This is a genomic window from Rhodoferax saidenbachensis (assembly GCF_031457975.1).
In the GTDB taxonomy this organism is placed as follows: Bacteria; Pseudomonadota; Gammaproteobacteria; order Burkholderiales; family Burkholderiaceae_C; genus Allorhodoferax; species Allorhodoferax saidenbachensis_A.
In genome coordinates this window covers 12,991-25,293 of sequence record NZ_JAVDXO010000014.1, presented here as the reverse complement: position 1 = coordinate 25,293, position 12,303 = coordinate 12,991, and the positions used below count along the sequence as shown (strand labels likewise).

Here is a 12,303-nt window from a genome sequence, read left to right as displayed (position 1 = left end):
ACAAAGTTCAGGTTTTGGCGTTTTGCAAAGATTTGCCGTGTTCTGGCGATGGCCACAGGCCGCGCGGGCGAATCAGCATGACGCTGATCATGGCCAGTGCAATCAGCAGTTGGCGCAAGATGGAAGCATCCAGGCGACCATCGGTCATGGCTTGTAGCGGACCGGCCACGTAACGCAGCACTTCAGGCAGCGCCGACAGCAGCACCGCACCCAGAATCACGCCGGGCAAATGGCCCACGCCACCCAGCACCACCATGGCCACGATCATCACGGACTCCATCAGGCTGAAGGATTCGGGAGAAATAAAACCCTGGAAGGAAGCGAACATCGCACCCGACACGCCACCAAAGGTAGCGCCCATGCCAAATGCCAGCAGCTTCATGTTGCGGGTGTTGATGCCCATGGCCTTGGCAGCGATTTCATCCTCGCGAATGGCCATCCAGGCGCGGCCCACGCGGGACAACTCCAGGCGATGGCTGATCACCACGCTCACTACGACCAGCGTGAGGAACAGGTAGTAGTAGAGAGATACCGAGGCAAACTCGAAACCAAGAACGCTGAGTTTTTTGCCCAGGTTGAAGCCGAAGAAATGCAAGGGATCGATTCCAAGGAGACCCTTGGGACCATTGGTAATATTGACTGGGTTGTCCAGGTTGTTCATGAACACCCGGATGATTTCGCCAAAGCCCAGGGTCACGATGGCCAGGTAGTCACCGCGCAGGCGCAGCGTAGGCGCGCCCAACAAAATGCCAAACACACCGGCCAAGCCCGCCGCCAAAGGCACGATGGCCCATAGCGGTGTGTGCATGCCTTCAGGGAACATGGCCGCGATAGCGGGGAAGGTTTCCACCAAATGGGGCGATGCCAGCAGACCGTACATATAGGCACCGATAGCGAAGAACGCCACATAGCCCAAGTCCAGCAGACCGGCGTAGCCCACCACGATGTTCAGGCCCAGAGACAGCAGTACAAACAGCAGCGCCATGTCCACGATGCGGACCCAGGCGTTGCCGAAGCCTTGCAGCAACAGCGGCAGGATCAGCAGGCCGGCGGCGGCCACCAGCATGGTGATCAGTCGTTTTTGAGAGTTCATCTGTCGGGTCTCCTTACGCACGATCGGCTACACGCTCACCCAGCAAGCCGGAAGGACGCAATGTCAACACGATGATCAAAACAATGAAAGCAAAAATGTCGGAGTAGTGGCTGCCCAGCACACCACCGGTCAAGGCACCGATGTAGCCAGCACCAATCGATTCGATCAGCCCCAGCAGGATGGCGCCGACCACAGCACCCGCCAAGTTGCCGATGCCGCCAAACACAGCAGCGGTAAAGGCCTTGAGGCCGGGCAGGAAGCCCATGGCGTGTTGTGCGGTGCCGTAGTTGGACGCGTACATCACACCGGCAATGGCAGCCAGCACGGCGCCAATGATGAAGGTGGCAGAAATCACCATGTCGGGCTTCACGCCCATCAGACCCGCCACACGGGGATTCTCGGCTGTGGCGCGCATAGCGCGCCCCAGTTTGGTGTAGTTGACCAGCCACATCAGCAGCGCCAGCGACACGGCCGTGAAGCCCAGAATCATCACCTGGGTGGGCGTAATCACCGCACCACCGATGTCAAACGGCGTGTTGGGCAACAGCGTGGGATAGGACTTGTAATTAGGCTTCCAGATGATCATCGCCAAGGTTTGCAGCAAGATGGACATGCCGATGGCGGTGATCAGGGGCGCCAGTTTGGGGCTGTTGCGCAGCGGCCGGTAGGCCACTTTCTCAATCACGAAGTTGAGTGTGGCAGCAACCACGCAGGCAATGATGAGGGCCAGAAAGAGAATGATGAAGCCGGGGGTACCGGGCATCGCATCCTGCATGAGACCGATCATGGTCCAACTGGTCAGGGCCCCCACCATCACCACTTCGCCGTGGGCAAAGTTGATCAGGTTGATGATGCCGTACACCATCGTGTAGCCCAGCGCGATAAGCGCATACATGCTACCTAACACCAGACCGTTGATGATCTGCTGTATCAAAATATCCATAAATACTCCGTTGTTCTTGGGTGCGAACGGCATGGCCGTCAACACTAGTGGCGTTAGACCATCGAAAGCAATAAGCCTGCCACGTCAGGTTCACTGGCGGTGCAGGCCAAAGCAGTGCCGCGATTCTAGCGAGGTCGCGTACCAGGGTCTCGGGGGTTTGGGGTGGGTTTACCCTTGAAAAGTATGCCGATTCGGCAACACTTTCTGCATTTCATGCAGTATTAACTTTGCTTATGATTGCGCGCTTTGAGGTCGCGTAACTTCTCACTGATACGAATCTCCAGCCCCCGCTCTACCGGCCTGTAGAAATTCGTACCAGCCATGCCATCGGGCAGGTACTGCTCCCCCGCCGCGAAGCCATCCTCTTCGTCATGCGCATAGCGATAGCCCTTGCCGTAGTCCAGCTCTTTCATCAGCTTGGTGGGCGCATTGCGCAGATGCATGGGCACGGGGCGCGTGCCATCTTTCTTGATGAAGGCCTTGGCTTCGTTGAAGGCCTTGTAGACCGCGTTCGACTTGGGTGCAACGGCCAGGTAGATCACGCACTCGGCCAGGGCCAGCTCACCTTCTGGAGTGCCCAGGCGCTCGTACACGTCGGCCGCGTCCAGCGCCATGCGCAGCGCGCGCGGGTCGGCCAGGCCAATGTCTTCGGCCGCCATGCGGATCAGGCGGCGCGCCATGTAGCGCGGGTCGGCCCCACCGTCTAGCATGCGCACAAACCAGTACAGCGAGGCATCGGGGTCCGAGCCGCGTACGCTTTTGTGCAGGGCCGAGATGGTGTCGTAGAACTGCTCGCCACCCTTGTCGTAGCGGCGCATGCGCTCACCCAAGACTTTGAGCAACCAGGCATCAGTGATCTCCCCGACCTTTTCCTGCACGGCGGCCACCGTCAGGGTTTCCAGCGTATTGAGCAGGCGCCGGGCGTCGCCATCGGCGTAGGCGATAAGCCGATCCACCGCTATGGTTTCGATAGCTGGTAGCGCAGACTCTGCTTGGGCTCGCTCCACTATTTCCTTCAAATTATCGGTATCCAGTGGCTGCAGCACATAGACCGCAGCGCGGGACAGCAACGCCGAGTTGACCTCGAACGAAGGGTTTTCGGTAGTGGCGCCAATGAAGGTGAACAGGCCGCTTTCCACATGCGGCAAGAACGCGTCCTGCTGGCTTTTGTTGAAACGGTGCACCTCGTCCACAAACACGATGGTGCGGCGCTGCTCCAGCCCGTCGCGCGCCAGCAGGGCCTGCTCTACCGCTTCACGGATGTCCTTGATGCCACCCAACACGGCACTGATGGTGATGAACTGCGCATCAAACGCATCGGCCATGAGCCGCGCGATGGTGGTCTTGCCCACGCCGGGTGGACCCCAGAGGATGCAGCTGTGTGGCTGGCCCGACTCAAACGCAAGGCGCAGCGCCATGCCGTCGCCCAGCAGGTGCTGCTGGCCAATCACCTGCCCCAGGGTCTTGGGGCGCAGTAGTTCGGCAAGTGGGGGGTGTTTGGATGGCGAGGATGCCATGGAGTCTGGCGCTAGTGGCTTATTGCCGCACCACGTCCGCACCCGCGGGGGGCTTGAACTGGAAGGCGCCGGCATCCAGCGCGGCGTTGGGCTGGAAGCCCACAAAGCTGAGCACCGAGCGCTGGCCAAAACTGTCCAGAATCTCCAGCACTGCGAGCTGGTCCTGCTTGAAGCCCACGCGCACCTGCTGCAGCTGGCTGTCTTTGGCTTTGGGCGTGCCTTGCACCCACTGCAGGCCGTCTTTGTCGGGCGCATCGGCCAGGGCGAAATCGGCCTGCAGAGCCTTCAGGTCGGGTGCAGCTGCAATCAGCGCGGCGGGCGTGGAACCCAGGGCGGCAGACTGCTTGCGCGCGGTCACTTGGTTCAGATCCACGTCGTAGAGCCACAGCGTCTGGCCATCGGCCACGATGGTTTGCTCAAACGGTTTTTTGTACACGAACTTGAAGCGGCTGGGCCGCGCGAACTCGAAGCTGCCGCTGGACGCCTTGCTGCGCGCGGCCTGCCCTTCTTTGGCGGGGGCCGTCACCACCTGGGTGAAGTCCGCCTTGCCGCTCTTCACCGTCTTCACGAAGGTTTCCAAGCTTTCCAGGCCTCCAGCCCGCGCAGACATTGCGCTAGCAGCTATCAAAATAAGAGCAATGCGTTTCATGATCGACCCCACAAGGTTATTCGGAACGGGCCGGCACCAGAATTTCACGCTGGCCGCTGCCACTCATGGAACTCACCAACCCGGCTTTCTCCATGTCTTCCACCAGCCGCGCGGCGCGGTTGTAGCCAATCTTCAGGTGGCGCTGCACCAGCGAGATGCTGGCTTTGCGGTTCTTCAGCACCACTTCCACCGCCTGGTCGTACATGGGGTCCTTCTCGCCACTCGCGTCGCCACCGCCCTCGCCGTCTTCACCATCCACCGTGCCGCCTTCGAGCACACCGTCGATGTAGTCGGGCTCACCCTGGCTCTTGAGGTAGCTCACCACGCGGTGCACTTCCTCGTCACTCACAAACGCGCCGTGCACGCGGATCGGCAAGCCGGTGCCACTGGGCATGTAGAGCATGTCGCCCATGCCCAGCAGGGCTTCGGCGCCCATCTGGTCCAGGATGGTGCGGCTGTCGATCTTGCTGCTGACCTGGAAGGCAATACGTGTCGGAATATTGGCCTTAATCAGGCCGGTGATCACGTCCACGCTGGGGCGCTGCGTGGCCAGAATCAAGTGGATACCCGCCGCACGCGCCTTTTGCGCCAGGCGTGCAATCAGCTCTTCGATCTTCTTGCCCACCACCATCATCAGGTCGGCCAGCTCGTCAATCACCACCACGATGTGGGGCAAGCGGTTCAACGGCTCGGGGCTCTCGGGCGTCAGGCTGAAGGGGTTGTAGATGAATTCTCCCTTGGCCTTGGCATCGTCAATCTTGACGTTGTAGCCGGCCAGGTTGCGCACGCCCATCTTGCTCATCAGCTTGTAGCGCTTCTCCATCTCCGCCACGCACCAGTTCAGGCCGTGCGCGGCCTGGCGCATGTCGGTCACCACGGGAGCCAGCAGGTGCGGAATGCCTTCGTACACCGACATTTCCAGCATCTTGGGGTCGATCATGAGCAGACGCACGTCGCGTGCTTCGGCCTTGTAGAGCAGCGACAAGATCATCGCGTTGATACCGACGGATTTACCGGAGCCTGTAGTACCCGCCACCAACACGTGCGGCATCTTGGCCAGATCGGCCACCACCGGGTTGCCCACAATGTCTTTGCCCAGGCCCATGGTCAACATGGATTTGGCTTCGTTGTAGACCTGCGAGCCCAAAATTTCGGAGAGCTTGATGCTCTGGCGCTTGGCGTTGGGCAGCTCCAGCGCCATGTAGTTCTTGCCGGGAATCGTCTCCACCACCCGGATCGACACCAGGCTCAGCGAGCGCGCCAAGTCCTTGGCCAGGCCCACAATCTGCGAGCCCTTCACGCCCGTGGCGGGCTCAATCTCGTAGCGCGTGATCACCGGGCCGGGCTGGGCCAGCACCACGCGCACTTCGACGCCGAAGTCCTTCAACTTCTTCTCGATCATGCGGCTGGTCATTTCCAGTGTCTCGGGCGCCACCGTCTCCTGGCGCAGTTGCGCACCATCCAGCAGATCGACCTGCGGTAGTTTGCTGTCGGGCATTTCGGTGAACAGCGGCTTCTGCCGCTCCTTGGCCACGCGCTCGCTGCGCGGCAACTCCACAATCACAGGCTCGATCAGCACGGGCGTGGGGTGGTGAATTTCTTCCTCTTCACGCTCTTCCAGAAACACCTCTTCGCGCTCGCGCACCGCCAACTGGCCCAACTCGCGGTCTTGCGCGGCCTCGATCTTTTCGCGGCGGGATTCCACCAGCCCGTCCAGCAGCGACCCAATGCGCTCGGCGGTGCGGGTCCATGAGAACCCGAACACCCAGGCCGCACCCACCAGACCGAGCACGATGGCCACCAGGCCCGCACCGGCAAAACCCAACCACTGCACGCTGAAAGGCCCCACCAAGCGGCCAAGTGCGCCGCCACTGGTACCGGGCAAGTGAGTTTCCCAGCGATACAAACGCGCCCACTCCAACGACGTGCTGGCGTACACCAGCAGGAACAAACCGCCCCAGAAAATCCAGCGCCCACCGCGCGTGGGTCCATGGGCAGCGCGGCTTGCACCATCAGGCGACTCGCTGCGCAGCCGCACGGCCAGCAACGACAGCCAAATGCGCCAGCCTGCGGCCACGCACCACCAGACGGAGTAACCGAACAAAAAGTAGCTCATGTCCGCCAGCCAGGCGCCCAGGCGGCCACCGTGGTTAGCAATCGGCTGACCCGTGCCCGAGGTGGACCAGGCCGCGTCTTGCGGCGAGTAGCTCAGCAGTGCGATCAACCACAGGGCCAAGGCCACAAAACCCGCCACCAGGGCGATTTCGCTGGCAAAGCGCACCGCGCCGGTGGGCGGCTCGGGCGTATCGCGGCTGGAAGATTGCAGGGTGTGAAGTGAATATGTCATGGTGCAAGCCAGTAGTGCACCGGCAGGTGAAGCAGTGGGGTCAACGGGGTTTGGAGCGGCGTTCCCACACCCGCATGCCACCGTCTTTGTGTGTTTTGACGAAGCCCTGTTCTTCAAAGTCCTTCATCACGCGGCTGACCATCTCGCGGGACGCACCCACCATTTTGGCCAGGTCCAGGCGTGAGATCTTGTCGCGAATCAGCAGTTCCCCGTGTTCATTGGGCTCGGCTGCGTCCAGCAGCACGTTGGCCACGCGCCCATACACGCCCATCAGCGCCAGAGACACGATCTTCTGGTCCGCATTGCGCAGGCGCTGCACCAAGCCGCGCATCACGGCGGCGGCAATGGCGGTGTTTTCTGTCACACAGCGGGTGAAATCATCACGACCCAGTATCAGCAGGTCCATCTGGGTGTCGGCTACCACGGTGGCCGAGTGTGGTTCGTTGTCGATCAGACTCATCTCGCCGATGTAGTCACCAGCCTTCAGGGTGGCCAGAATCACTTCACGGCCCTTGTTGTCCGTCATCACCACATGGGCACGGCCGGCCAGAATCAGGTGCAGCGCGTTGGAGTTGGCGCCCTGGTCCACAATGTTGACGCCCTTTTTGATGCGTTGCTTGCCCACATTGGCCGCCAGCGAATCCACCTGTACGGGCGTCAACATGGCGAACAGGGGGACCCTGCGTATCAATTCCTGGTTGCTCAGCATTGCCATTCAACGGTTTCCTGAACTTTTAAATCCTGTTTCTTACAATCGACAGGCTAAAGGGTTAGCAGCCTGCCGCGTTTGATGCGCTCCCGCTTGATCTGGAGAACGACGCCCCGAACTGTACACGGCACGACCCGTGAATTCGATCCTCGACAATAAAGGTTACATCATGTCCAACACCAAGCACGCCAAGGTCCTGATTCTGGGATCTGGCCCTGCAGGTTATACCGCTGCAGTTTACGCAGCCCGCGCCAACCTGAACCCGGTGTTGATCACCGGCATGGCCCAGGGCGGCCAGCTGATGACCACCACCGAGGTGGACAACTGGCCCGCCGACGTGGGCGGTGTGCAAGGCCCCGAGCTGATGCAGCGCTTTCTGGAGCACGCCGAGCGCTTCAAAACCGAGGTGGTGTTTGACCACATTGGCGCCGTGGACCTGTCCAAGCGCCCCTTCACCCTGACCGGCGACAGCGGCACTTACACCTGCGATTCGCTGATCATCTCGACTGGCGCCTCCGCCAAGTACCTGGGTCTGCCCTCGGAAACGGCCTTCATGGGCCGCGGCGTGTCCGGCTGCGCCACCTGCGACGGTTTCTTCTACCGCAACGAAATCTGCTGCGTGGTGGGTGGCGGCAACACCGCCGTCGAAGAGGCGCTGTACCTCTCCAACATCGCCAGCAAGGTCTACCTGGTGCACCGCCGCGACAAATTCAAGGCCGAGCCCATCCTGGTGGACAAGCTGATGGAAAAGGTCGCCGCCGGCAAAATCGAGCTCAAAACCTTCCAAACCCTGGACGAAGTGCTGGGCGACGCCTCCGGCGTGACTGGCATCCGCCTCAAAAGCGTGCACGATGGCAGCACCGAGGACATCACACTCAAAGGTTGCTTCATCGCGATTGGCCACTCGCCCAACACCGATATCTTCCAGGGCCAGCTGGAGCTGGAAAACGGTTACATCGTGACTCAAGGCGGCCTGAAAGGCTTTGCTACGCAGACCAGCATCCCCGGCGTGTTTGCCGCCGGCGACGTGCAAGACCACGTCTACCGCCAGGCCATCACCAGCGCCGGCACAGGTTGCATGGCTGCGCTGGACGCCCAGCGTTTCCTGGAACAAGACTGAGCCGCTTGCGGCCCCAATGCCAAAACGGCTATAATCCAAGGCTTTGCTGCGTTCGCCCCGTGAGGGGCCTGCCCGTTTTGGGAGCGCAGTGAGTTCCGCCCAAGCAAAAGGCGGGGGGTTACCGCCACCCTTTTTCATGGCGAGGTGAGGTTTGAGCGAGATCGGACGGGTTTGTTTTTCAAGCCGTTTTGATCGTCAGTGAAAACCGTTTATATCGGAGTGTCCACATGGCACGCGTATGTGAAGTAACGGGCAAAGGCCCAATGGTCGGGAACAATGTTTCCCACGCCAACAACAAAACCAAGCGCCGGTTCCTGCCGAACCTGCAATACCGCCGTTTCTGGGTCGAGACTGAAAACCGTTGGGTTCGCCTGCGGATTTCGAACGCAGGTCTGCGTTTGATCGACAAAAAAGGTATTGATGTTGTGCTCGCAGATCTGCGCGCACGTGGCCAAGCATAAGGAGCAAAACCATGGCAACCAAAGGCGGACGCGAAAAAATCAAGCTGGAATCTACAGCTGGCACCGGTCACTTCTACACGACCGACAAGAACAAGAAAACCATGCCCGAGAAGATGCTGATCAAGAAATTTGATCCCGTTGCTCGCAAGCATGTGGACTACAAGGAAATGAAGCTGAAGTAATTCAGGTTCTTCCGGTCCAAAGAAAGCCCGCCCTGTGCGGGCTTTTTTACGTCTCGCATTTGTGTACTGAGGGACATTGCACTTGCGCGCAGCAGGTAGGGCTTGGGCGCCCTGCTTCGTGTCCCCCGGCCTTCGGCCTCCTCCTTTACCTACGCAGGACACCCAAGCCCTACCTGCCGCTGGAAGCTGGATGTACGAACTGAGCTTAGCGCGCTGTTGGTATTTCAACCTTCCGCAAGAGCAGTCGGGGTATGCGTTTTGCGTAGGTAAAGGAGGAGGCCGCAGGCCGGGGGACACGGAGCAAAACGCATACCCCGACTGCTCTGGAGCGCGCAAAGAAAAAGCCCGCGCGCAAGGCGGGCTTTCGGAAGAAGCGAGGGGACGTTCTTAAACGTGCGCCGCGCGCAACTTCATGGAGAACTCACGCAGAGCAGCAATACCGCTCTCTTCCGCGCGATGGCACCAGGCTTGCAGGTCCTTGGCCAGCTGTTCGCGCGACACATGGGTGTTGAGCCACATCTGGCGCAGCTCTTCGCGCATGGTCACCATCTTGTCCAACACGGGAGAAGCGGCGCGGGCTTGGGCCAACTGGGGGGCAGCAGCAGCAGGCACCTTCTCTTCGTCACGGTGCATCCAGCGCTTGGCAGCCTTGATCACGGCGGCGTCGGCACTACGGGCTTTCACGGACTCGAATTCGTCACGGGCAGCTTGGCGCACACCCTTGGCGTAGGTCGCCATGATCTCGTAGCGGTTGGCGATCAGCGCTTCCAGCGTCTTTTCGTCGGCCACAGGGCGAATGTCGCCGTAGGCAGCTTTGGGCGGCGTCTTCTTGACAGTGGCCAATCCCACGGCTTGCATCATGGAGATGTACATCCAGCCAATGTCGAACTCGTAGGGTTTGACCGACAACTTGGCGGACGTGGGGTAGGTGTGATGGTTGTTGTGCAACTCTTCACCGGCAATGATGATGCCCCATGGAGAGATATTGCGGCTCTGGTCCGCAGCTTCAAAGTTGCGGTAGCCCCAATAGTGGGCGGCGCCATTGATGATGCCGGCAGCGGTGATGGGGGTCCACGCCATTTGCAGGGCCCAGACAGCCATACCAGCAGCACCGAACAGGAACAGGTCGATGATCATCATCAGACCTACGCCTTGCCAGGAGTAGCGGGTGTACAGATTGCGTTCGATCCAGTCGTCAGGGGTACCGTGGCCAAAGCGGGCCATGGTTTCCTTGTTCTTGGACTCGGCGCGGTACAGCTCGGCACCTTCGAACAGCACTTTTTTGATGCCGTAGACGTGGGGGCTGTGGGGATCTTCGGCCTGCTCGCACTTTGCGTGGTGCTTGCGGTGGATGGAGGCCCACTCTTTGGTCACCTGGCCGGTGGTCAGCCACAGCCAGAAGCGGAAGAAATGCGATGCGATGGGGTGCAGATCCAAAGCGCGGTGCGCTTGGTGGCGGTGCAGGAACACCGTGACGCTAATCATGGTGACGTGGGTCATCGCCAAGGTGAACAACACGATTTGCCACCACGCGATGCTCCACATGCCGTGGGCCAGCCACTCGATTGCCGCGTTCAACACTGCCCAGTCAGGTAACAACATAGTAAATTTATGCTTTCTATTGGAAGAGCCATGCCAACGCGCAGGCTATCGGTACCCCGAATTTTAAACCCCCGCTGGGTTTTTAGGCTACAAAATTAAATGTACGCCAAAAAACATCAACTTTCTACAACCTGGTCACTTCTTTTGCCAAACTGCGGCAAAAAATCCGTCCGTCGCATGCACATGGGGCCATAGGCGCAGATACAACAGCCCATTTTCGCCTCCGCAGCACAGGCTGGCGGCTTGCTCCACCTTCAATTCGGTGAGCACCTCGCCCGCAGACAGTGCCACAAAGTCGGGGTTGGCAGCGCCAAAGGCCTCGGCAATGGCCTCATTCTCTTGCGGCAGCACGCTGCAGGTCGCGTAGACCAGGCGTCCGCCGGACTTCACCATGCGCGAGGCGCTTTGCAGGATGGCAGCCTGCTTGACCGCCATCTCCTCCACAGCTTGTGCGTTTTGGCGCCATTTCAAGTCGGGGTTGCGGCGCAAGGTGCCCAAACCGGTGCATGGCGCATCGACCAACACCCGGTCCATCTTGCCGGACAGGCGTTTCACGCGGTCGTCGCGCTCATGGGCGATGGCGGCGGGGTGCACATTGGACAGGCCACTGCGTGCCATGCGGGGCTTGAACGAATCCAGGCGGTGGGCCGAGGTGTCAAAGGCGTAGAGGCGGCCGGTGCTGCGCATGGCGGCGCCCAGGGCCAGGGTCTTGCCACCGGCGCCGGCACAAAAATCCACCACCATCTCGCCGCGCTTGGCATCTACCAGCATGGCCAGCAGCTGCGAGCCCTCGTCCTGCACCTCAAAGTCACCGCGCACAAAGGCGTCGTTCTTGTTCAGCGCCGGTTTGCCCGCAATGCGCAGACCCCAGGGGGAAAAAGGTGTAGGCACGGCCTTGATGCCGGCCTGTTGCAACTCTTTTTGCACATCGTTGCGCTTGGCTTTGAAGGTGTTGACCCGCAAATCCAGGCCTGCGCCCAGGTTCAGGCTGTCCACCAACGGCCAGAAGCCGTCGCCCAACTGGTCCTTGAGCGGCTGCACCAGCCACTCGGGCAGGTTGTGGCGGTGGCGCTCCATCAGATCGTTAGGTTTGACGGCCTCGCACTGGTCCAGCCAGCGTTGCTCCTGGTCGGTGAGTGCGCTGCGCAGAAAATCACCGGGGCCGTAGAAGCCCAGAATCGCCAGGCGGCGCTCTTTAGGGCCGCTGCCCGAGGGAGCTAGGTGGTCGAACAGCAGTTTTTTGCGCAGCACGGTGTAGGCCGTTTCGGCCAGCGTGGCGCGCTCGCGCGGGCCCAGGCCGCGGTTGTCACGGAAGAAACGGGAGACGATGGCGTCTGCGGGATGGTCAAATTTAAGGACGAGCCGGACCAATTCGGAACAAGCGTCAAGCAGGGCTTTTGGATGCATAGCCTAGGATTGTCCCATGAGCTCTGAAAACCTTCCCCCTTTAGTTACCACCCCGACTGGCCGTTACCGCCACTACAAGGGCATGGAATACCAGGTGCTGGACACCGTGCGCCACAGCGAAACCCTGGAGCCCATGACCCTGTATCGCGCGCTGTATGGCGAACACGGCCTGTGGGTGCGGCCCGCTGCGATGTTTCTGGAGACGGTGGTGATTGACGGTGTGGCCCAGCCACGCTTCAGCCGCATTGGAGACTAAATAGGCCGCTAGCCCCC

General features: G+C 60.5%; 12 protein-coding genes. 4 read left to right on the top strand and 8 right to left on the bottom strand.

Annotated elements, in window-relative coordinates; genetic code table 11:
• Positions 1 to 7: 7 nt before the first annotated feature.
• The 6 genes from J2X15_RS20315 to J2X15_RS20290 form a co-directional block, all read right to left on the bottom strand.
• Positions 8 to 1,093, bottom strand: coding sequence for a branched-chain amino acid ABC transporter permease (locus J2X15_RS20315; RefSeq protein WP_310346602.1), 1,086 nt, complete (start codon positions 1,091 to 1,093; stop codon positions 8 to 10).
• Between the two features lie 13 nt (positions 1,094 to 1,106).
• Positions 1,107 to 2,036, bottom strand: a complete 930-nt coding sequence (locus tag J2X15_RS20310; protein ID WP_310346599.1) for a branched-chain amino acid ABC transporter permease — start codon at positions 2,034 to 2,036, stop codon at positions 1,107 to 1,109.
• 221 nt (positions 2,037 to 2,257) lie between these two features.
• A complete protein-coding gene (locus J2X15_RS20305; protein ID WP_310346596.1) occupies positions 2,258 to 3,553 on the bottom strand; it encodes a replication-associated recombination protein A in 1,296 nt (431 codons plus the stop codon).
• 19 nt (positions 3,554 to 3,572) lie between these two features.
• Positions 3,573 to 4,202, bottom strand: a complete 630-nt coding sequence (lolA, locus tag J2X15_RS20300) for an outer membrane lipoprotein periplasmic chaperone LolA (RefSeq protein WP_310346593.1) — start codon at positions 4,200 to 4,202, stop codon at positions 3,573 to 3,575.
• Positions 4,203 to 4,218: 16 nt separating this feature from the next.
• The gene (locus J2X15_RS20295) at positions 4,219 to 6,549 is read right to left on the bottom strand and encodes a DNA translocase FtsK (protein ID WP_310346590.1); all 2,331 of its coding nucleotides are present in this window, start codon (positions 6,547 to 6,549) and stop codon (positions 4,219 to 4,221) included.
• A 40-nt stretch (positions 6,550 to 6,589) separates the two neighbouring features.
• Positions 6,590 to 7,264 carry a Crp/Fnr family transcriptional regulator gene (locus J2X15_RS20290; protein ID WP_310346587.1) on the bottom strand — a complete coding sequence of 225 codons (675 nt, stop codon included), beginning with the start codon at positions 7,262 to 7,264 and terminating at the stop codon, positions 6,590 to 6,592.
• Positions 7,265 to 7,427: 163 nt separating this feature from the next.
• On the opposite strand from J2X15_RS20290, the gene trxB reads away from it, so the two are divergent.
• From trxB to rpmG, 3 genes are all read left to right on the top strand, one after another.
• Complete coding sequence (gene trxB, locus J2X15_RS20285) at positions 7,428 to 8,378, top strand: thioredoxin-disulfide reductase (RefSeq protein WP_310346584.1); 951 nt, start codon at positions 7,428 to 7,430, stop codon at positions 8,376 to 8,378.
• A gap of 227 nt (positions 8,379 to 8,605) precedes the next feature.
• Positions 8,606 to 8,839, top strand: a complete 234-nt coding sequence (gene rpmB, locus J2X15_RS20280) for a 50S ribosomal protein L28 (protein WP_105260014.1) — start codon at positions 8,606 to 8,608, stop codon at positions 8,837 to 8,839.
• 11 nt (positions 8,840 to 8,850) lie between these two features.
• Positions 8,851 to 9,021 (top strand): 50S ribosomal protein L33, encoded by a 171-nt coding sequence (rpmG, locus tag J2X15_RS20275; RefSeq protein ID WP_029707149.1) that lies wholly within the window; start codon positions 8,851 to 8,853, stop codon positions 9,019 to 9,021.
• 387 nt (positions 9,022 to 9,408) lie between these two features.
• Here rpmG and J2X15_RS20270 read toward each other — a convergent pair whose 3' ends face one another.
• Positions 9,409 to 10,623 (bottom strand): DesA family fatty acid desaturase, encoded by a 1,215-nt coding sequence (locus J2X15_RS20270; protein ID WP_310346573.1) that lies wholly within the window; start codon positions 10,621 to 10,623, stop codon positions 9,409 to 9,411.
• A 135-nt stretch (positions 10,624 to 10,758) separates the two neighbouring features.
• Positions 10,759 to 12,030: an RsmB/NOP family class I SAM-dependent RNA methyltransferase gene (locus J2X15_RS20265; RefSeq protein ID WP_310346569.1), complete on the bottom strand. Its 1,272-nt coding sequence runs from the start codon at positions 12,028 to 12,030 to the stop codon at positions 10,759 to 10,761.
• A 16-nt stretch (positions 12,031 to 12,046) separates the two neighbouring features.
• Between J2X15_RS20265 and J2X15_RS20260 the strand changes: the two genes are divergently transcribed.
• Positions 12,047 to 12,286, top strand: a complete 240-nt coding sequence (locus J2X15_RS20260) for a DUF1653 domain-containing protein (RefSeq protein ID WP_310346566.1) — start codon at positions 12,047 to 12,049, stop codon at positions 12,284 to 12,286.
• Positions 12,287 to 12,303: the final 17 nt, after the last annotated feature.